The sequence below is a fragment of the Sorangiineae bacterium MSr11954 genome (assembly GCA_037157815.1).
Taxonomy (GTDB): Bacteria; Myxococcota_A; Polyangia; order Polyangiales; family Polyangiaceae; genus Pendulispora; species Pendulispora albinea.
Map to the genome: position 1 here is coordinate 1,932,075 of CP089984.1, position 21,506 is coordinate 1,953,580.

At 64.5% G+C, this 21,506-nt stretch carries 15 protein-coding genes; 9 read left to right on the plus strand and 6 right to left on the minus strand.

Annotation, left to right across the window (positions count from 1 at the left end; genetic code table 11):
• The first annotated feature begins 163 nt into the window (after window positions 1–163).
• The 3 genes from LZC94_07980 (at window position 164) to LZC94_07990 (ending at window position 5,559) form a co-directional block, all read left to right on the plus strand.
• Window positions 164–1,486 (plus strand): hypothetical protein, encoded by a 1,323-nt coding sequence (locus LZC94_07980; protein ID WXB17206.1) that lies wholly within the window; start codon window positions 164–166, stop codon window positions 1,484–1,486.
• Window positions 1,487–1,561: 75 nt separating this feature from the next.
• Complete coding sequence (locus tag LZC94_07985) at window positions 1,562–4,567, plus strand: FHA domain-containing protein (GenBank protein ID WXB17207.1); 3,006 nt, start codon at window positions 1,562–1,564, stop codon at window positions 4,565–4,567.
• 89 nt (window positions 4,568–4,656) lie between these two features.
• Entirely contained in the window at window positions 4,657–5,559 is a 903-nt protein-coding gene (locus LZC94_07990; protein ID WXB17208.1) for a ferritin-like domain-containing protein, read from the plus strand.
• A gap of 73 nt (window positions 5,560–5,632) precedes the next feature.
• On the opposite strand, the gene LZC94_07995 is transcribed toward LZC94_07990, so the two are convergent.
• On the minus strand, window positions 5,633–6,448 hold the full coding sequence (locus tag LZC94_07995; GenBank protein ID WXB17209.1) for an OmpA family protein: 816 nt from the start codon (window positions 6,446–6,448) through the stop codon (window positions 5,633–5,635).
• Window positions 6,449–6,531: 83 nt separating this feature from the next.
• On the opposite strand from LZC94_07995, the gene LZC94_08000 reads away from it, so the two are divergent.
• The 5 genes from LZC94_08000 (at window position 6,532) to LZC94_08020 (ending at window position 14,681) form a co-directional block, all read left to right on the plus strand.
• Complete coding sequence (locus LZC94_08000; protein WXB17210.1) at window positions 6,532–6,921, plus strand: hypothetical protein; 390 nt, start codon at window positions 6,532–6,534, stop codon at window positions 6,919–6,921.
• A gap of 23 nt (window positions 6,922–6,944) precedes the next feature.
• Window positions 6,945–7,922 (plus strand): hypothetical protein, encoded by a 978-nt coding sequence (locus LZC94_08005; GenBank protein ID WXB17211.1) that lies wholly within the window; start codon window positions 6,945–6,947, stop codon window positions 7,920–7,922.
• Window positions 7,923–8,313: 391 nt separating this feature from the next.
• Entirely contained in the window at window positions 8,314–12,510 is a 4,197-nt protein-coding gene (locus tag LZC94_08010; GenBank protein WXB17212.1) for a hypothetical protein, read from the plus strand.
• Window positions 12,511–13,399: 889 nt separating this feature from the next.
• Window positions 13,400–13,900 (plus strand): hypothetical protein, encoded by a 501-nt coding sequence (locus tag LZC94_08015; GenBank protein ID WXB17213.1) that lies wholly within the window; start codon window positions 13,400–13,402, stop codon window positions 13,898–13,900.
• 403 nt (window positions 13,901–14,303) lie between these two features.
• On the plus strand, window positions 14,304–14,681 hold the full coding sequence (locus LZC94_08020; protein WXB17214.1) for a hypothetical protein: 378 nt from the start codon (window positions 14,304–14,306) through the stop codon (window positions 14,679–14,681).
• Window positions 14,682–15,243: 562 nt separating this feature from the next.
• Here the strand turns inward: LZC94_08020 and LZC94_08025 are convergent.
• On the minus strand, window positions 15,244–16,350 hold the full coding sequence (locus LZC94_08025) for a hypothetical protein (protein WXB17215.1): 1,107 nt from the start codon (window positions 16,348–16,350) through the stop codon (window positions 15,244–15,246).
• 42 nt (window positions 16,351–16,392) lie between these two features.
• Here LZC94_08025 and LZC94_08030 point away from each other — a divergent pair, with 42 nt between their 5' ends.
• Window positions 16,393–18,045: a protein kinase gene (locus tag LZC94_08030; GenBank protein WXB17216.1), complete on the plus strand. Its 1,653-nt coding sequence runs from the start codon at window positions 16,393–16,395 to the stop codon at window positions 18,043–18,045.
• Window positions 18,046–18,089: 44 nt separating this feature from the next.
• On the opposite strand, the gene LZC94_08035 is transcribed toward LZC94_08030, so the two are convergent.
• From LZC94_08035 to LZC94_08050, 4 genes are all read right to left on the minus strand, one after another.
• Window positions 18,090–18,557, minus strand: coding sequence for an FHA domain-containing protein (locus tag LZC94_08035; GenBank protein ID WXB17217.1), 468 nt, complete (start codon window positions 18,555–18,557; stop codon window positions 18,090–18,092).
• A 160-nt stretch (window positions 18,558–18,717) separates the two neighbouring features.
• Complete coding sequence (locus LZC94_08040) at window positions 18,718–19,371, minus strand: 2-hydroxychromene-2-carboxylate isomerase (GenBank protein WXB17218.1); 654 nt, start codon at window positions 19,369–19,371, stop codon at window positions 18,718–18,720.
• Between the two features lie 78 nt (window positions 19,372–19,449).
• The gene (locus LZC94_08045; protein ID WXB17219.1) at window positions 19,450–20,274 is read right to left on the minus strand and encodes an SDR family NAD(P)-dependent oxidoreductase; all 825 of its coding nucleotides are present in this window, start codon (window positions 20,272–20,274) and stop codon (window positions 19,450–19,452) included.
• Window positions 20,275–20,470: 196 nt separating this feature from the next.
• The gene (locus LZC94_08050) at window positions 20,471–21,454 is read right to left on the minus strand and encodes a rhomboid family intramembrane serine protease (protein WXB17220.1); all 984 of its coding nucleotides are present in this window, start codon (window positions 21,452–21,454) and stop codon (window positions 20,471–20,473) included.
• Window positions 21,455–21,506 lie beyond the last annotated feature (52 nt).

The following is a 21,506-nucleotide window of genomic DNA, read 5'->3' on the forward strand; positions in this document are numbered from 1 at the left end:
GCCCATCCGAACGAGCCCGAGCGGAACGATTCGTTCCATCCGCCGGAACCATTTCTTCCGCGCGGAACCCATCGTTCCGCACCGGCCCGCGGTTTCCCCCGCACCGCAAATGCGGTAACCGCCCCATCCGCGATGGTGCGCCCTTTGCGTTGAGCCCGCTAATATGGGGGCAAAATTCGCTTCGGGATCCTGGCGCGGCCGGCTTCGCGTCACGGCGGTGCTCTTGCTGGTGGCGGGCGCGTGGAGCGGCTGCTCCGACGGCGGCGAAGACCCTTCGGAGACGCAGTCCGAGCTCGCCATGTTGGACGCATCGCCCATGGACGTGTTCGCGCCCGACGCGCGCACCGCGGACGTATCCATCCCGGACGCGCCCATCGTCGACGCGCACACCGCGGACGCGCGCATCGTCGACGCATCCGTTCCCGACCTCCCCGACGGAGACACCTCGGACGCCTCCACGTGTGAAGACGAGTCATCCAGCTGCGGCCTGGAGCTCGGCACCTGCACCCTCGAAGAGTGCCCCTGCGAAGCGTCCGAGTCGGACGTCGAAACGGATCTCGCTCCGGGCGCCGCCGACGCTGCATCCGCCGACGCCGCATCCACCGACGCGGCGTCGACCGACGCGGGGCCTCCCCACACGTGCCTGCCGAAGCGCAAACCGCTCGACGGACCGTTCAAGTGTCCCGCCAAGGATATGCCCTACAACCACGGACCCAAAGGATGGTGCCCCTCCTGCCAGGGCGACCAGAGCAAGAACCCGCTCCACTTCGACTGCGACGATTACGCGATGGTCTGCGCCAACTGGGGCATCCGCAACGGCTACAACGTCTGCCAGATGACCTTCGAGGGCACGACCATCGACCCGAAGCAAAAGCAGTGTGAGAACGGCCGCTGCCGCAAATTCTTTGGCGGCGAAGGCGGCTGGGCCCATGTCATCAACATCGCCGAGTTCACGGGCGCCAACTGCAAGAACGTGGAAGGGGACGCGAGCGCCGGCTGCTTCTGCATGGTCGAGCCGCAGAACAACTCCCAGGAGTGCTGCTGGCCCACCACCGGGACCACCATCGACGCCGATCCCCCCAAGGCGTGCTGGGACAAACTCTGCGCGGGGTGGAAGTCGAAGGACTGCAAGAAGCGCAAAATCTGGTGCACCGACGAGCACTCCCCCAACCCCGGCGAGCTGCCTTTCTACGTGCACGAGGACGCCTGCAAGCTCCTCTCGGACAAGTGCAAGTACTCCTGGAAGAAAGTGCAAGGCTGCAAGGCGTGCCAAGGTGGCGGAGGCGGAAGCGGGGGCGTCGACGCCGGCGGCTCGTGCGTCGGCCTCAACTCCCCGTGCACCTCCAACGACCAATGCTCCTCCGGCACCTGCCTCGATGGCCGCTGCAACACGAAATGCACGGCGAACAGCGACTGCCAGCCCCCTGCCAGTGGTAAGTGCGACAAGGTGTACTACCCGGGGCCCTACAAGATGTGCAGCTTCTGACGACCCTCCTGCGCCGGAGCACGCGCTTCCCCGAAAGCTTCCACGAAATGAAGCGTCGGCATACAGTGCACCGGCATGATTCCCGGGCTCGGAAAAGAAGCGATCACCGTAGGCAGCGCACCCGATAGCGACATCGTGCTCGCGGGACCGGGGGTCGTTCCCCAGCATGCGCGCATCGTTCGGCAGAATGGCCAGCTCTTCTTCGTCGACCTCGGGGCCGCTGCGAGCTTCGCCAACGGCGCACCCGTCCCGCCGCAGCAGCCGATCCCCTACGACTTTCGCGTTCAGTTCGCCGTGGGCCAGGTGCCCGTTCCGCTCGCGCACCCGGCCATCGTGCTCATGCTGCTCTCGCCCGGCAGCGCCCAGCCGCCCCGAGGCCATGTCGTCATCGGCCGCGATCCGGCCCGCGCCTCGTTGGTGGTGGCCCACGCCTCGGTGAGCTCGCACCACGCCACCGTCATGCTCGACCGCATGATGGTCGTCGACCATGGCTCGACCAGCGGCACCTACCTGCAAGGGCGCCCCATCCCGCAGAATCAGCCCGTACCGCTCGATCCGAACGGCATCGTCGCCTTTGGCGCCGTTCCCATCTCGGTCTCGCTGCTCGCGCAGTACGCGCAAGACTCCGCCCACCCGGGCCAGCACCTCGGCGCGCAGCAAGCGCCGCCGCCGCAAGGGGCACCGCCGCCGCAAGGAGCACCTCCGGCGCACAACAACGGCGACGGCGGAAGCGGCGCACCGCGCAAGCACCGCACCGTCATCGGAGAGCTCTCCCTGGCGGAGCTTCAGACCAATGTCATCAGCATCGGCCGAACGCCGGAGAACAAAATCGTGGTGGCGCACGCCCAGGTGTCGTCGCGCCACGCGCAGATCGTCAAACAAGGCGAGCAGCTCTTCCTCGAAGATTTGCGGTCGGCCAACGGCACCTTCGTGCGCGGCCAGCGCCTCACGCCCGGCCAGCGTGTCCCGGTGCAGAGCGGGGAGAAGGTCTTCATCGGACCGATGCCGCTGCTCATTCATATCGCGGGGCAGCAGGTCAATGTCGTCGTCGAGGACCAGCAAGCCTCCTGGGCCGGCAAGCCCCTCTACGAGATCGAAGCGTGGGATCTCTTCCTCGAGGTGCCCGATCGCGACAACAAGGCCGCGATGAAGACCCTGCTCGACCATGTCTCCTTCAAGGCCTTGCCGGGCGACATGATCGCGCTGATGGGCCCCTCGGGCGCGGGCAAGACCACCCTGCTCCTCACCCTCAACGGCTACATGCCGCCGACCAGCGGCCAAGTGCGCATCAACGGCGAGGACCTCTATACGATTTACGACGCCCTGCGCGGATCCATCGGATACGTGCCGCAGGACGATATCGTGCACCCGGAGCTCACGGTCTTCGAGGCCATCAAATACTCCGCCCGCTTCCGGCTCCCCAATGACTATTCCGAGGACGAGATCGATCGCCGGGTCGACGAGACCTTGCGCGATCTGGGCCTCGAGGGCGTGAAGAACCTCCAGATCGGAAAACCGGAGAAGAAGGTGCTCTCCGGCGGACAGCGAAAGCGCGTGAACATCGCGCTGGAGCTGGTCACCGATCCGGTCATTCTGTTCCTCGACGAGCCCACCAGCGGCCTGGCGGCCGACGACACCACGGCGCTCATCAACCTGCTCTCCGACCTCACGCGCAAGACCGGCAAGACGATCATCATGACGATCCACCAGCCGGCCAAAGACGAATTCGAGAAATTCAATCTTTGTTTCATCATGGGCTACGGCGGTATCCCCACCTACTTCGGCCCCACCGGCGACGCGTCGTACCGCTTCTTCGGCTCCATCCTCGAGCGCCAGCCGAACATCGGCACCAAGAGCACCCCGCGCCGCATCGACAACCCGCGCGACATGTTCGATATGCTCAATGTGCGCGAGCGCGCGGTGCACGAGGACATGAAGCGCCGCGATCCCAACGTGCCGCGCAACCCCGCGCGGCTCGAGGCCGCGCGCGCCTGGCGGGGGGAGTTCTTCCAGAACTCGAACCCCATTTACCAGCGCATGTACTCGGGCCACCGCGCCGTGGGGACCGAGGCCGCCGCCCGGGGCACCCCGCACCGCGCGGGGGTGGCGCTGTTTCATCAGCTCCAATTGCTCATGTCGCGCTATTGGAAGGTCAAGGTACGCGATAGGGCAGGCGCGGCCATCATGTTCCTGCAGGCGCCCATCATCGGCATCATGCTGGCGGGCGTCTTCGCGGGGCAAAAGGCGGCCATTCCATTTTGGTGTTTGGGCGCCATTCAAGATTTGGCCAATCGCAAATCGGACGCCGCCTCCAACACGGTCGACTTCTTGAAGAACATGAAGCCGACCGACGACCACACGGCCGCCATGTTCTTCTTGGTCGTGAGCTGCGTGTGGTTCGGCACCAGCAACTCCGCGCGCGAGATCGTCACCGAGCGGGCGATCTACCTGCGCGAGCGCATGGTGAATCTCAATTTGTTCAACTACGTGATGAGCAAATACATCATCTTGAGCTTCGTCTGTTTTCTGCAGTGCGCGATGCTCCTGGCCATCGTCTTTCCCGTGCTCGGGTTCGAGGGCGGCTTTACCGCCTTCATCATGGAGCTCCTGGTGCTCTTCGCGGTCTCCATGAACGCGACCGCGCTGGGCCTCTTGGTCTCGACCTTGGTCACATCGGCCGAGGCCGCGATGGCGCTCACCCCCATCGCCCTCATTCCGCAGGTCGTGCTCGGCGGGCTGATGGTGCCCATGACCACGAACCCCATGCTCAAGCCGCTCATGTACATCATGCCGGCGCGGTGGGGCTTTCAGGGGACCATCGCCGAAGAGCGCGCCGCCCTGGCCAACGCGCCGGCGTGGGTGGTCGATCTCGGCAAGCCCACCTTGAACAGCGCGCCCGACTTCGTCCACGCGGGGCAATTTCACTGCGCCATCGCCCAAATCGAGAGCGACACCATCGCGGGCGCTTGGGGTTTCGTGGAGTGGGCGATGCCGTGGGTGCCCTTCGTGGTGCTCTACGGGATGACGATTTTCATGCTGGGCATGCTCTTCATCCTGTTGAAGCGCCGCGATCCGGTTTAGCTGATTTCCGCACACGCGCCTTGGCCGATCCCGGCCGTTCGAGCCCGAAGGAGCAGGACGCCGGGACGGTCTTGCGCTAGAAAAATGACGTGGACGATCTCACGCCCGGCTACGACTTCGGCCAAGACCGATTCGATCTCGCGAACGACGAGGACCGCGAGATCGTGAGGTTCGTCCTCTCGCAAGCGCTCTACGGCGAGGCCACCGGGGTCTTTTGCGGAAAGTCGCTCTATGCCGCAGGCACGCTCGAGGCCGCCAAATTCTATGTGCGGCAGGCGAAGCAAGAGCTCGCGCATTTGCAGCTCTTCGCCGATATTTTTCGCCTCCTCGGGCTGCAGCCGACCCCTGCGCACTGGGTCATTCGCCTCCTGGCCGCGCACAACAACTACTACCCCTTGAAGGTGTTCATGGAGCACGCCATCGGCGAAGGCATGGTGCTCGACATCTTCAAGGATCTGCTCCTCCAAACGCTCCCCGACGAGGATTCGCGCATCCCGCTCATCAAGAAGAAGCTGCGGGTGGTCTGCAAAGAGGAAATCGAGCACGTCTCCTGGGGCGAGAAGGAAACGCGGCGCCTTCTGGGCGAGCGGCCTTGGCTCAAGACTCCGTATTACGGTCTGTTCGAGCTGCAAATGGCGGTGCTCCCCTTGGTGGTGCGCGCCTTCGAAAAGCGCGCCGCGAACCACCGCGTGCTCCGCCACCTGGGCCGATTTCTCGACTACGTGCGCGATCGTGTGCGGCGCCAAGGTCAGGAGCTGGGGTTCGTGCCCCATGTGCGCCCCGGTTTCCTCTATCGCATCTGGGCGATGTTGTTTGGCATCGCCTTGTTCCTACGCAGCCAATTTGCGCGCAGCCGCTCCACCCTCGACAAAACGTACCTCGACGAGCTGGGCTTTGGCGCGCGAGGCGGCGGATCGTCGGCCGCCGCCCTCATGGGACCGGGGGGCGGCGGGGTCGGTGCAGGCGAAGGCGAGCAACACTCCGCTGAGTAGGACGAATATTACCTACGAGTAGAAGAAGAAAAGAAGAGGAGGAGGAGCGACCGCGCGGAGCGGGACACTCCGATCAGCGATGTCCCGTTGCAGCTTGCGCCGCCGCGTCCGGTGCGCCGGCGTCTTCTTGACCTGGCAGCATCGGCATCTCGGCGATGTTCGGAAGGAGCACGATCTCGATGCGCCGGTTCTCCTGGCGCCCTGCCTCGGTGTGGTTCTCACGCACGGGCTCGTACTCCCCGTAGCCGGCGGCGACGAGGCGCGCGGGGCTCATTCCCGCCTTCACCAGCTGCTGCGTGACATTGAGCGCACGGGTCGTCGACAGCGCGAAGTTGTTCTTGAAGGGCGAGGGCGGCCCGATCGGCACGTTGTCTGTATGACCCGCGACCATGAACCGTCGATCCGGGAATTGCCGAAGCACGTGGGCCACGTCGTTGATGGCTTCTTGCCCGTCCTTCGACAGATCGGCGCTGCCGGACGGAAAGAGAATGCCGGCCGGCAGCTTGACAATCATGCGTCCATGGCGAACGGTCACGGCCAGTTTGCCGCTGTCGATCATTTTTCGAAACTTCTCGGTGATGGACTTGAACGCCGTCAGCCGCTTCTCGGCCTCGGCGTGCTCGGCGCGCAGCTCCTCGAGCTCCGAGCGGGACGCTTCGAGGTTCGACTGCGTCTCGGCCGCGGCGCGTTCGGTACCTTCGCGCGAGGTCCGCTCTTGATCCCGCCCCTTGGTTGCCTCGTCGAGCCGCTGCTCGAGATTCGCGGAACGCGTGCGCTCAGAGGTCAAATCCTGGTCGTAGCGCTGTTTTCGCAGCAGGCCGTAGCCACCCAGTCCGACGACGATGACCAGGAGCGCGGCGATGGCGATGGTGCTGAGAGACTTGAGCATGACGCGAAGTCTTGCACGAGCGGGGCCTCACCGTGGCATGGCGATTGTTCGCGATTCCTTGTCATACCAAGTAGACTGCGACCGTGGACCAACAGCAGGGCGAGAAAATCGAACCGATGCTCGAAGGGCAACCCCCTGCGGCGACGGATGCTGGCTTGTCTGTCTCGTCGGTCTTGTCTGTCTCGTTCGGGGCGGAAAATTACACGGTGCCATCGTTCGCGCGCGCTTTTCCACGCGATGAGGCGCTCGACACCTTGGTCCGAGCTTTCGTTTCAGGTAACTACAACCTTGTTCGCGTCCAAGCGCCCGAGCTTGCCTTGCACGCAACGGACCCTGCCGTGAGGGATGCGGCGCGAATGCTCCACCACCGGATCAAAGCCGATCCGCTGTTGAAAATAATTCTGGTCGCAGCCGTCATGTTGCTTGCCGTCATGGCGGCATGGTGGATAACCCACGATGGCGGAGTTAGCTAGTCGGCAAAGGCTTTGGTAGACTCGTGAGCATCGAGATGAACAAGAGGGAAGAGGACGAGCAACAAATCGACACCGTCCCTCCACCGCCGGGAGAGGAAGACGCGTACAGTGCGGAGACGCGCATCGGCAAAATCCCCTCGGACTTGCTTCAGGCCATGAAGCGCGCGCACGCGAGCGAGGCCACCTCGTCGCGCGTGCCCGAGGAGAGTGGAAAGGTCGACCGGCCGCCCATGTCCGCGGTGGCCGCCGCCGTTTCCGCCGCACTGAAAACGCCCCCATCGCACCTCGGGTCGCTCCAAGATCGCCCGACGGTGCCGCGCGTCACCCCGACCATCCCTCCGCCCGCGGAGCTCCTGCCGTCACCTTCGGTCGTACCCCTCAACGAGCCTCCGCGCGCGAGCGACTTCCCCATGGCGGACGGCGTCGAACGGGACAGCGAGGACGCCGACTACGTCCGCACCATGTTGATGTTCCAAGGGAGCCCGCTCCCCGGCACGACCGCCTCCGGCCTACCCGTTCCGACGTCGGCACCTTTCTACCTGCCGAAGGTCGATGTGAATCTAACACCGGAACTGGCCGCGCTCGCATCGCCAGGTTCGGCCTCTTCGTCAAGTTCGAGTCCTTCAAGCTCTTCAAGTTCATCATCTGGCTCGTCGGGATCGTCGCCAGCGCTGACCCCGGCCGTTTCGGTCGCGCCGGTCCTTGCAGCTGCACCGATTTCGTCGGTCGCGTCGGGCTATGATTCTGCGGGCTATGATTCCGCGGGGCACGATTCCGCGGGAGCGTCTTCGTCGAGTCGGACCAGCGCGTCGGGTTCGACGGGTCATCCCGTCCCGCCGCCCGAGGTGTTGGAGATGGTCGACCAGGCCAAGGTCGACGAAGGTCGCATGTCGTTCGCGCCCTTCATGACCCAAGAGTCGCGGCGGCTGAATATCCTTCTTGGTGTTGGGATCGGGTTTTTTCTGATTTTGATGATCATCGTGCTCGCCTCGGCAAAGTGAGCGCGCTTTATATGTAGAGTGCACGTAATGTGCGGGAAGGCGCCTCTCGGGCGCCTTTCGCGTTTTGTGCACGTCGCACCGAGGTGTGTGCGCGACGTACCGTGTCTGCGCACGCCCCGCAACCTACTCCGCAGACCGAATAGTCGTTCGAGTATCGCGTGAACACTTCGGGATTGTCGGTCGTAATCCAATAACGGGACAATGCAGCTCATCGCGATGCGTTAGGGCTACGCGACGCGTCAATCGTCGAAATCGCGTCATTTTGAGTGCATAAGATTCGTGTGCGCAAGAATCGACCGCCGGGTATCGAATCGAGGCTCCATTCCAGTTTGCCGAAGGTACATTCGAACAACAAGCAGGGTTACGCCGGCCCATCTTGGGGAGTTGTTCCATGCGTACGATCTCCACGAACTTTGGTATGCGACACTGGTTTTCCGGTGTCATCCCGCTGATCATCCTGGGTGCGACGGGGGCTGCCTGCACGGATTTCAATACGAGCCGCACGGCGCCTCCGCGCGGCACGGTGGGGGAGGACCTTTATGGAATCCTTTGCGATCGTGTGGCTGCGCAAGCCCTTCGCGAGGATCTGAATGGCTCCTCCTTCTCCGCCATCTGCCATAAGCCGGAGGGCGGCCAATATGCGAACGAGGTGGACTCCAACCGCCTGCCGCCCCTCAGCGCCGATTTGAAGGACGTGAACGGACAACCCGTTCCCCTCGAGACGCAACAAAACATGCGCGATCACGCCTTGTCGCGCATCAAGGCGCTGGTCCGCCGCCGCGACCAATTGATTGCCGCCTTCGACGCGACCTTCCCCGATATCCGCATTCCCGTCGTCGACGAGCGAAACGGCGATCCGGCGCAGACCTGTAAGGTCGTCGACGACACCACGGCCGGGGAGCGCGGCCGCTTGACCCAACAGCTGAGCGACATGCTCGGCAAGCTCCAAGCCCTCTACAACGACGGCACCATCCCCCGCACCACGCAAGCCGTAGCCCGCTTGATGGACGACATCCGAGCGACCGAGGCTCAAACCACGCGCGAGGGCCTGGCGCGCTTCGAAGCCCGTCGCGGATACAAGCCGGAGGTGGTGGAGCAGGGCTCGATGCGCCCCATCGTCGGTTATCCCAAGCTGCGCGACCTCTCGAACGCAGCGCTCCGTCTTCTGTCGGCCGACTCGGATCCGTATGCGGAGAACGCACCGATCGACGCCAGCGGCCGTCGAATCCCGGTCGCCGGCCCTGCGCACCCCCAATTCGCGAAATTGCTGGAGGTGGCGCACGAGGAGCTCCGCACATTCAAGCCCGATCCCTGGTCGCCCGCGCCCACGGGGGTCTCGGGCGACCTCGCGCAAAGGCCGCTCCTCACGCGCGATCGCACCACCTTGGAGGTCGTCGACTACCTGATGAAGATGCAGGACCCCGCCTACGCCCAAGGCGACGCGCCGCTGTATCTCTCGATGCGCGATTCGCGCGGCTACGCGGCGGTGCCGCTGGTGGGGGGCGCCGTCCCAGCTCCATTCACCGATCCCTTGAAGATCGGCCTGCCCGCGCTCGACAACGTCGGACAGTTCATCACCTCCGACGGAAAACCCGCCCCATCGCCCTTCCCCGCGCCGGGCGGAGGAGCGGCCGCAGCCCGCGATGCCTTTGGCCGCGCCCTGGTCAAGCCGGGCGGCGAGCCGCTCTACAGTGTGATCGATACGTCGCAGACTTTTGCCAATGCGTTGCTCAAGAACCTTCCGCCGCTCATCGATCCCGATCCGGCGAAGAAGCACGAAACGCTGTTCGACCTGATCGCGGGTCTCGAGGTGCTGGCCGGCACGCGCGACGGCGGCTACAAATCCAAACGCGAATACGCCCCCGATCCGAAGCGGGTGGATGATTGGAAATTGACGCACCCGCCCGAGGAGCCTCCCCCCGCGGACCTGGGCACGAAAAAGGTCGTGGTGGACTACGATGCCTACCAGCGCAATGGCGCGCCGCTGCTCGATTTGATTTGGGCGGCGGGCGCGGTGTTGGGCGATCCCATGGGGGACGACGTCCTGGCGCTGGTGCAGAAGCTCTTGAAGGAGAAGCTCGGCACCGTCGCGCGGCTGACGGGGACGGGGCTCGAGCTAAAGGGCATCGCGGACAAACATCCGGAGGCGAAGATCCCGGTCAAGTCGGCGCTGTGGGACGAGGTCCTCGATATTCTGACGGAGATCGCCAAAGAGCCAACGGGGTTGCTCGAGGAGATGCTGACCGCGTTGACCGATGAAAGGGTCGCGCAGCTCGGGCCCGTATTCGGCGGTCAGATGAAGTTCAAAGATCGCATTTCATACGATCGAAAGAACATCAGCGGACTGCCGGCGAACGGCAATCCACCGTGGCTCCTGCCCTACAATCAAACGACGAAAACGAACGAGGAGCCAAAGACGCCGGTCGACCGCTCGCTGCCGGACAGCGCGGGCAATCGCCCCGAGGAGGACAACCGGAGCATCTTCCAGCGGTTCGCGCAGCTGGTGGCCCACTCGCACGGGGTCACGGTTTGCAACTCCGACGATGCCGTCGTTCACGCGCGCGGCGTGCCCCTTTTGGGCGAGATCGATATGCCCGTGAACATCCCGATCGTCCACCCCAACGGGAAGCCCCTCAAAGAGTGCAGCTTTCAAAAGGTGGATGACGCGGCCACCTTCTTCCTCGACTCCATCGTCCACAAAGCGCAGCTCTATCTCCGATACGACGAGGCGCGCGACGGCATCGACATCATCGGGCTCAAGCTCCTGCCGGCGACGGTCGACCTCTTCGAACAGTCGAGCGCGATGCGTGGATTCTGGCAAAGCAGCGACGCCACCCAACCCAACAGCGATCTATTGATTCAGCCGAAGGGATCGGGCAGCCGGACCTTCATCCCCACACCGCGGTGGCTCGCGCGATTGCTGTTCTTCGATCACAAGACCGACACCGAGAACGCCATCACCGGGAACTTCATCAAGGATCTTTTCGGGCGCATGGACAAGGGGAAGCGGCAAATTCCGCACACCGGCTCGTCCGTCTGCAAGGAGCGCTCGATCCCCGATCCGTGCAAGGGGCAAGCGGGGCGGGACAACGGCTGTACGGCGGAGTCGGGCGCGCCGGACGTGATCCACAATTTGCGCGATTGCGAGCCGGGTCAATGGCTCGACGAGACCGACGACTACACCCTCTTCATCACTGAAAACTTCGGCTTCTTCGATCGCATCAAGCCGCTGCTCCTTCCGCTCACCAAGCGCAACCGCGAGGACCTCTTCATTCGATTGATGGAGGCCTTCAACCGCCATTGGCAGAGCGACAAGGTGCAGGCGAAGGAGTGCCCGAGCCCGTTCTTCTGCACGCGCGACGGAGCGTCTTCGTACGAGCCGCTCCTGAGCGAGCAGTTCATGACGGATCTCCTGCCCACCCTCCGTGACACCTTGCTCGTCCTGAAGAACGAGGTGAAGATCGATCGCTGTACGGCCGTGACCAACGGCAAGTGCACGGCCACGAAGGCGGGGGTCGACGGCCTCACCATCCTCGCCGACGGCACCCGCGCCCTTTTGAACCCCGACATCGCCAAGGCCCGCAAGGTCACCAACCGCGACGGCAGCGTGGAGGGCCTGCGCAACGACGGCACCAAGAACCCGCAGGTCACCCCGATGTACCTGGTGCTGCAGGCGCTGAACAAGTTCGACGCGGCCTTCGTCGACTGGAAAGCGAAGCACCCCGACGACGACCGCCTCGTCTTGTGGCGGCGCGCGCGCTCGCAGCTGGTCGATCAGTTCCTCACCGTGAACGGCAAGGGCACGAGCGCTACATTCGCCAACCCGGTCACCCCGCCGCTGCTCCCGCAGCTGGTGAAGCTCCTGCGCGAGCAGCTCCTCGCCCACTGCGCCGACACCTTCGTGACCGGCAACAACGCCACCTGCAAGTGGGCCCGCGAAGAGCTCGCGACCAAGCTGGGCGACGTCACCTCCGGCCCGCTGTTCTCGTCCGCGCTCGACGTCGTCGAAGCCATCCGCAAAGACTCGTCCGCCCGAAGCGAAATCGCGAAGCTTTTGCTCTACACCACCGATCCCAAGTCGGTCAACGAAGCCCGCAAGACCATGCTCACCACCTTGGTCGACTTCCCGCAGCTCCTCGCCGACGACAGCCTCACCCCGCTCATCCACACCCTGGCCGAAGGCGCCGCCGCATCCCTGGTCGACACCCAAGGCAACGTCGTTCGCACCGGCGTCGTCGACGCGGTCACCGCGCTCCTCGCCCGCCTGAGCGGTCGCGCCTACACCGCCGACGGCGTCGAGCACTGCGGCCGCGAGCTCGACCCGAACCAAGTGCTCACCATCGCCCTGCAAAACATCGTCAAGCCGATGCCCGCCACCGGCGGCACCACACCCCAATCGCCGCTCGAAATCATCATCGACACCATCGCCGACGTCAACCGCGTGAACCCCGACGATGCGTCCAAGCTGCAAGCCCCCGACTACGGCACCATGACCCAGAACGTGAGCGAGTTCTTGTCCGATAAGGAGCGAGGGCTCGAGCAATTCTACGAGATTGTTCGCCAGGGGACGCGGGGGCAGGGGAACTGACGGCTCGAACAGGTTCGTAAACGACGAAAACCGAAGCCGGCGCCATCCCCGATCCGGGTGGCGCCGGTTCGTTTTTAGGTATCTGTTCACCAGACCCCGTCGCAGAAAGAGCTGCGGAGCGGTCCGAAGCGAGGGCGCTCGAAATCGGCTTTGATTGCCGAGCGCAAAAGGCGTTTGCCCGCACGCGTCGGAACGATGGGCGACTCCGGAGCGGGCTTGCCCAACCGGCGGCGCGTGGACTCGAGCCGCCGTCGGAACGTGTCACGATAGCTCACGAGTCGCGGGACCGCGAGCGTGCCGGCGCGCCAATCGACCTGTATCCGCTGGCTCGAGCTTGGCGTGCTTCGGCACACGCCCTGCGCGACGAAGCGCGACGCGCCGATGACGCAGCGACGGCCGGACTTGGTGCACCGTTGTCGAGCACGGAGGAGAGGATCGGCATCGAGGAAGGTGACGCCGAACGAAATGGTCGACGCGTGCTTCGTCCACCTGCTTTGCCGAGCGACGGGTCCGGCGCAGCCACCCATCGAAGCTCGAAAGGCGCACCTGGGCCGGGGTGCTGTTGTACGTTTTGGAAATGTCGCGCCACGTCGCCGTGTGCCGAACCGACGAGGTAACAGCCATCACCGATTGGGACCGGACCGCAATGTGCGACGTCATTTGACGTCACGAAAGATTCGATTCCAATCGTGACCTGGCGATTGGCATTCGAGGTACGTCCATTGTCCTGTTTTGAGCTCGTCCAGGCCTTTGGCGAGGCGGCCCCTCCTCGTTCATCACGGCCAAACGCGTGCCAGCGACATCGTGACCACGAGCTCGCGGTCGCGTTCGCGCCACATGTGAATTTAAAATAAACAAAATTTCACAAAATCACTGGACGTTCCTATGAATGGATATACACATCATAATGGCTTGGGGCTGTCACGAGACGAGGCCGACGTGCAATCGGTCCTTCGTCGAGGACATCCATTCTCGAGAGGAGAGCAGTATGATCTTATTCGAAAAAGTGTCCGCATTGCGCGGGGTCATCGCGCTGGGATTCGTGCAGGCGATTTTCATCTCTGCATGTGCACACGACGTCGACGATGCGCCGGATTTGAAAGGTCTCAACGCCGAGACCACGGACGATGGCGCGATTCAGAGCGTCAGCAAACCAGAAGGAACCAATCGAGCGGCGCTCAACGCCGAGGGGACCGCGCCCAATTCGTCCGATCAGGTGTTGATCGGCTGCGTGCATATTCGTTGGTGCAATGCCCCAGGGCCAGACGAAGTCGTGTGCGATACCGACGATCGTCCGTGCACGCGGCAACAGCGTCTCGATGAATGTATCGCGGACGCCAACTACGGGTGTGGCAATTGGACGTATATGAGATTCGATCCGCCCATTTGAGCTTCGTCCATCCGCCACGCAATCCAGGCTCTCGCAAAGTGACCATTCTGAAGTAAACGTCACCTGCGGAGGCCACCACCGGCACACGAGGCCACGCTTTCCGTGCGGGGAGCCGACAACCGCGGCATTGTGCGGCCGCCAATGCCGCGGTGTGCCATTCGCTACCGCGCACGAGTACGCTCCGTACGACCCGCGTTGCCGACGAGGAGCCGCTGTTGGCGCAGACTCGGAGCGTGGATATTCGCTTAATTGGGGCCGCAGCACCCTGAGCCTCTCGCGCGAAACCGGCGCTTCACAAAGTGCTCTGTCTAGGTGGCTCGGCGCGGCAAGAGGCGCGAAAATCCTCCGCATGGGCCCGGTGGACGCCTATTTTCCCCTCGCGTAGAATGGCGCCTGGACCCCCATGCCCAGACTCGAAATCGACTTTGCCGATATCCGCGAATACGACGAGCAGGAACGCGCCCTGCTCGAAACGAGCGACGAGCGATTCGATCGGCTCGCTTTTGCGCAGCGGGCGCTCGATCTGGTGAATCCGTTGCGGACGCGCATCGCCATTTGCGTGGAGCCCGCCAGGGGAGCGCGAGCGGGGCGGCTCGAACGGGTGCGGGTGGAGAGCGGTCGCGCGTGGGGGCGGGGGCCGGGCGCGCGGTGGGCGGTGCTCTCCATTCCGGCCCAGGCTTCTCGGCGAGCCATTGCAACGGCCGTATCGGAGCTGTCCGGTGAGCCTGCACCTTACGCGCTCGCCATTTTGCACGAGCTCGCAGCGTCGTCCGTGGCTTGAGCGTCGTTTCGGCGGAGGACGTTCCCACGATCGCACCGGGTCGAGGGAGGGCATCGTCGAATGCTGCACGGAGCGCGATCCGCCTTTTCGGCCGGTACGTCGGTGCAAAACGGCGCAGGTGACGGATATGGTGAACCGTGAAAAACATGGGTGAAAAGATTCACCTTCGCGCTGCACGCGAGATGTCACGGCTATGTCGTGCGAAAATCGTTGAACGCGACCCCGGGGCATGCGAAAAGGGCGCGAGCGCCCGACACCCAAGAGGATTTCTGGCGAGACCTATCTGTGAAAGATAGGAGTATCGTGGAGTGCGGCCGAGGGGGCTTTTATATGTCTTGTGCATTTTGGTGTACGTGAGAAATAGCGGACCTCTCGGTTTCAGATAGTCGTTATCGCGTCTTTCTTCTTCGACGTTGACGAACGTTGATTAACTTCCTTAGTCGTTCTTTCGACATCTCCGCTTTTGGAGCGGGATCGTGGGGATCCTAGGGAACGAGGCCGCGCGAACGAGAGAAGGCGGAACGAGGAAGTGTACGTACCTACTGCTGCGATGGCGAAGCCTTTAGGCGCGGAGCTCCTCGGTATGGCGGGTGGTGCGGGGCTCGGGTTTGGTGATTTGCCCGCTCACCAGCTCACCGTGGACCAGGGTGGGGGTGAGGCCGGGGGCGAGCAGGCTGGGGGTCACCTCGCTCGAGGGGAACATTTGCACGAAGGCCGGGGCGCGCTTGACCCGATCGACGAGGGTGCGCTCGAGGATCATCGACGTGTATTGATCGCCTGCGCACTCGGGGGTGTTCGAGTTGAGGATGACGTCGAGATCGTGTTTGCGGCAGGTGTTTGCCAGGCCCTTGATTTTGCTCTCGATAGGCGACCAGTTGTCGGCCGAGGTGCCGTTTTCGCTGATGCCCCATACGCCGTTTTCGGTGTTGAGGAAGAGCGTTTGATTGCCCGAGGTGTGGCCCGGTGTTCGAAGGAGCATGACGCCGTCGCCCAGCAGGAGATCGTCTTCGACGAAGGCGACGCGGTCGTCGCGGATGCCGTCTTTGCCCTCGCGGACGAAGAATGCAATCTGCAAAGGATGCAGATCGTCCCAATCGTCCCATTCCCGCTTGGGCGCGAGCAGGACGGCGTTGGGGTAGAGGGGGGCGCGGAGCTTGTCGCGGGTGCCGAGTAGGCCGCGGAGATCTTGCGTGTGGAAGTGATCGAAGGCGATGTAGTCGATGTCTTCGGGGATGAGGCCGAATGTCTTCAAGGTCTCGGGCACGGGGTCGAAGCGCTTCGATAAGAGCGGTTCGATGCGGTGGAATTGTTCCAGCAGGCGGGCGAAGTAGGGCGCGCGGCGTGCGGCGACGACGTCGGTGGGGTTGAACAGGAGATTTTTGACCGACCCCTTCTGCATGAACTGCACGAGCACGCAGCGGTGGGTGAGCGTGACGTACGGGACCGGGGAAAATGCCGCCGAATAGAAGGCGTACTTGGTCGGGTAGGGGAGCGTCGTTTGGGGGATGGTGCGCACGGACAGGACGCGCGGGCCCGCCGCGAATCGATCACGGACGCGCTCGGCTGCCGTGCGTACGGCGCGATGGCGGCGGCCTTGGAGCGGTTCCTTCCACGGCAGATCCAAGTCGTGGATGAGCGTCACGTCTTTGAGGAGAGAGGAGGTGATCATGGGTGGCTCCGTGTATTAGTATCGCGCGCAATGGTCGGGGCGATGGTCACGCGAGGAGCGATCCTCGGCCGGAAGTATACGCTCGAGGAGACGGTGGGCGAGGGCCCCACCGGGCTCATTTTTGCGGCTGAGGAGCGTTTTCGTCCGCGGCGCGTGGCCATCAAGGTGGTGCGCTTGCCGCCCTCGATCAAACGTCGTTCGTTCGTGCGCGACGCGGATGCGCTGCAGTCGGTGCGCTCCGAAAACGTCATCTACGTGCAGGACGCGGGCACCCTCGACGAGGCGGCCGAGACCGATACGGACCGCGACACGCTCTACGTGGTCATGGAGCTGCTCGAAGGTCGAACCTTGGCGGAGCTCATCGCCGAATCGGGGCCTCTCCCCCTGGCCGAGGCGATGGCCTATGTCCTTCAAGCGTGCAAAGGGCTCGACGAGCTGCACGCCGCGCGCATCGTTCACCGGCACGTCAAGCCGTCGAATCTTTTCCTCACGCGAGGGGCCGACGGGCAGCCGCTCATCAAGCTCTTGGACGTCGGGCTCTCGAGCATCGAGCTCGCGGTCTCCGCCGGCGACGATCCCGCGCTCGATGCGCGCCTCCTCGACGCGCTCAACTTCGCGCCGCCGGAGCGATTGGCGAGCCCGCCCTCCGCCGGCGCGCCCGCCACCGCCGATGCACGGACCGATGTGTGGTCGCTGGCGGTCACGCTCTATGTGCTCGTCACAGGCAAGCACCCGTTCCCGGGGGCGAGCGCCGCGGAGGTGCGCGATGCCATCGCGCATGCGCCGCACGCGAAGCTTTCGAGCCTCGTTCCCGATGCGCCGGAGGAGCTCGACCTCGTGTTCGATCGCGCGCTCGCCAAAAACGTCGCGTTTCGAACGGCGTCGATGGCCGACTTCGCGAGGGAGCTCGAGGCGTGTCGTTCGTCCGCGGGCGCCGCTGCGCCATCCGCGAGCGCCGCTGCGCCATCTGCGAGCGCCGCTGCGTTGTCCGCGAGCGCCGCTGCGCCGTCTGCGAGCGCCGCTGCGTTGTCCGCGAGCGCCGCGCCGTCTGCGAGCGCCGCTGCGCCGTCTGCGAGCGCCGAGCCGTCTGCGAGCGCCGAGGCGGCGGTGTCCGAAAGCGCCGATGCGCGCGCAATTGGCGCGTCGAGCGCGCCAATTGCGGGGAACGCGATCACGCAGGTGGACGCGCCGCCCGTGCCCGTGGCGCCGATCGTTGCCCTTGCATCGAACGATGCGCCTTCGGGCGACGTTATGGCGCCGGAGCAAACGTCTGCGGACTTGGAATTGGAAAAGCGTTCGCCGGAGCAAGCGCCCGCCGAAGCCGAATTGGAACGCAGCGCCGCAGCGAAAAGCGTCGCGCCGCCGCGCAGCGCGCCAACGCCAAAGCCGACACCCGCACAACCCGATTCGGAAAAGGTTGCACCCCGGGCTCCCACATTGGCGGGCCGCCCGCAACTATGGCTCGCCCTCGTCGCGGCCGTGATTCTCCTCCTCGCGGCCTTCGCCTGGTTCCGTTCGACGCCGCGCTCCCAAACCAACACCGAGCGCACCGAACCGCAATCCCCATCGCCGGTTCCGCCCCCCATTGCCCCGTCGCCATCGCCATCGCCATCGACATCACGGGAGCACGAAGACGCCGCCACGTCGTCCGCCGTTCCCGCCGTCGCAACACCGCACCGCCCCCGAAGACACTAAACGAGCGAGCCGCTGGCGCGCGCGGTTCTTCTTCCGTTACGCCATCACGGATGCTCTTTGCGAACCGTCACCGTCGGATCGTTCGGAGATTCGGTGCTGGCCGGTTTTTCGACGGAGGGCGATGTGAAGAGCTCCGCCTCTTGCAAGGTGAGGAGCGTTCCGCCGATTTCGACGACGTCGCCAAAGGTGACGGGGGAGCGTGTGCCCGGTGGAACGGCCTCGCCCTGCACCCATGTGCCGTTGGTGCTCCCGAGATCTTCGATGCAGAAGCCACCGCGGATGGCGTGCAGCTTTGCGTGAACGCGTGAGACGGAACGATGAGCGATGTACAAATCACACGTGGGGTCGCGGCCGATGGTGACGGCCCCCTCGGTGGGCGCCGCCGCGTGAGCTTCGCCGCCCTCCCAAAGAACGACCAGACGGGGGCACTTTGGTATCAGCCCTCGCGATACCGCGTCGTGCAGGGCTTGGTCGTCCCTGCTTGCGTGCTTTTTCCCGCTTCCTCGCACCACGTCGAGGTCCATAGCATAGCCCATCTCCGGTGGGCATAGCCCCAGCGGCTTATGCTTTTCCGACGAGCCGTCCCGCAATCGTGAAACCACCGTTCTCACCCGACTCACCCGAGGCATATGCGTTGCAGTTCTGACCGCGATGGCACGACGATTGGGCACTTTATGCTCGTTGTGCGGTTGACCCAAGCGTGCGCCAGCGTTCGCAAAATTCAGCGGAGACGGGATTGGTGCCGCCTAGAAACGTGTCCAGGTGAGGAAGGGAATCGCACCCCCAGAACATTTCTCCGTCCACCAGCATGGTTGGAACACCAAAGACGCCAAGCTCAATCGCCTCATCGGTTTGGGTTCGCAGGCGCGCCTTCGTTTCGTCGCTGGAGGCTTCCGCGATCACCGCCGGATCGAGCCCCACGGTGGCGCCGATTTCCTCGATGACCTGGGGATCTTCCACGTTGCGACCGAGCCTCCACACCGCGGAGAAGATCGCGTCGACGAGGGCGATGCGCGGGGTCGGGTGCGGGATCGGGATCGACGCCGTGCGCAGAGCGCGCAGCGGGTTGAAGGGGTGCGCGGGCGGAAGATCGATGGGCACGCCGAAGCGATGGGCGATCCGCTGAATGTCCTTCACCACGTAGTCGCGGCGCGCGGGCACTTCGGCGGGGCCGCGCGTTCCGTGTGCGCGCAAGAGTCCCGCGAAGAGGACGGGCACCGGATCGATCGAGCGACCGTGGCGCTCGGCGATGGCGGGGAGTTGGGTCCACGCCAGATAGGCATATGGAGAAACCACATCGAACAGAAAACGGATGGGCGCTGCCATGGGGACCGGAATATCAGAGTTCGCCGCCCGTGCGCGAGCGCGCCAAACGCCAAATCGGCATTGCTGCGCCGTAAGCGTTTACATCCAACTCGATTTGGCTGTGCCGCCCCCGTGGGGCGCTCCGCGTGGCGTCGTACGCTGCGCTGTGAGGGTGGCGCAGAGATCCCACGCGCGCTCCTGATCTTCGAGATCCAGGGTGCGCATGGTGGTGTGCGCGCGCTTGGTGGGATCTTCGAAGTACGAGCCGGTGACGTGGGCCGGGTCATCCGAGGACGCGAGGAAGACGGAGGTCTTCGAGGCGGCGTGCCAGGTCAGATCGGAGTCGGCTGCGTTGACCATCACCCCGCGCGGCTCGAGCTTTCGCGCGAGCGCAAATGTCCAGAGGACGCGGAGCATCTTGGAGCGCGCCGAGACCTCGTGCCCGTCGTAGTGGCGCTTGGCGTGGATGTCGTCGAACGGATCGCGCATGATGGTGCCGAACGCGCCCGATGTGACATTGATGATGCGCGAGGGCGCGCTCTGTTCGAGGAGCGGGAGGAGCGCCAAGGTGAGCGCGTGCGGGCCGAGGAGGTTCATCGCCAAGGTGGCCTCGTGGCCGTCCTCCGTTTCCCACCTTTGCCCGTACGAAACTTCGACGTGGTTGATCAGCACATCGAGCCTGGGAAAGCGTTTGGCCACCGTCTCGGCCAGCTCGCGATGGTGGGCGAGGGTCACCCCCTCGCAGCACACGAAGTGGACGCGATCATGCCGCGCAAAGCTCCGGAGCTCCACCGCTGCCCGATCGCCGCGCCGCCCATCGCGGCCGGTGATGATGACCCGCGCGCCGAGCGATGCGAGCTCGCGTGCCGTGAGCAAACCGATGCCGGACGTTGCGCCGGTGATGAGAACGGTCTTTTCGGTCATGCGCGCTCCCGGCTGCTTTGCCCCAGTGCAAAAGCAGCTCCAGAACACACCATATTCCCCAACTGTTTACGAGGAGCCAGCGGATCGTTAAGAAGTGTGACTGAGCGCGCCTCGCGGCAACGACCGTCCGGCCAAGTGCGCCAAGTCCAAGGGATCCCGTGGCGCGGAAGGAATGGCTCGTTTATCGGGAGACGCCTTATCGGGAGGCGCCGCCCGAGTCGGGTGGTGGAGGTGTATGAGGGTCGCTCCCGCAGAGGGCGCGCACCCGCTGCACGGTCTGGAGCACGTCCTCCGCGCGAGGGGCCAGGCGGCGAGCGGCCCGGGCGGCGCCCCACGCTTCCTGGCAGTTGCCGAAAAGCACGGCGCGCATCGCGTATTTTTGCCTCTGGGGTACGGGCATGGTCGCAAACGGCCGGGTGAGGTCGTAGTAGAGGACGAGCACCCCGGCCAGGGCGACGCAGGCCAGGGCCGCGGCGGTCGACACATTGCGGTGCATGGGCGATTCGGCTCCGCGCCGCCAGAGAAGCGCGATCAGCCCGCCGGCCACGGCGCCGCCCATGTGGGCTGCGTTGTCGAATCCCCCTTGTTTTCCCAGGGCCAAGGTGACGGTGAGCCAGAGGGCCATGACCAGGGTCAAGGGGCTGCGCCACCCGCCCTCGGTTCGAAACCCGACCACCAAGGTTGCACCGATGAGCCCGCAAACGACCCCCGACGCGCCCGCGCCAACGTTTTGTCCTTCCAGGTGCCAGCCGTACCAGATGGCGCTCACCATGTTGCTGACCACACCGGCGCCCAGGTAGAGCACGCTCGTTCGTCCGGTGCCCACCTCGCGCTCGAGGGCGGAGCCGACCACCCGCAGGGCAAACAGGTTGAAGAGGATGTGCAGGGCCCCGAAGTGCACGAAGCACGAGGACAGCAAGGTGTCGATGCGGCCTTCGTAGAGGGTGGCGGTCGCGTAGTTGGCCCCGAACTGCATGGCCACGTCCTCGGGGATCGCGAAGAGCACGTTGGCGAGCTCCGCCCATGCGAACCCGAGGTTGGACCAGGTGACCCCCATCTCCCCGAGAAACACGAGCGCGATGACGACCGTCAAAAACAGCGTAAACGGCGCGCCGCTGTAGGCGCGCGTGGCTTCGGCGGGTGCCGCGAGGTCGGCGTTGTCCTCCTGGGCGTTTGACACCCGCCGATTCTAATGCCCATCGTACGGATCGGCCGATACCAAACTTTTCGGA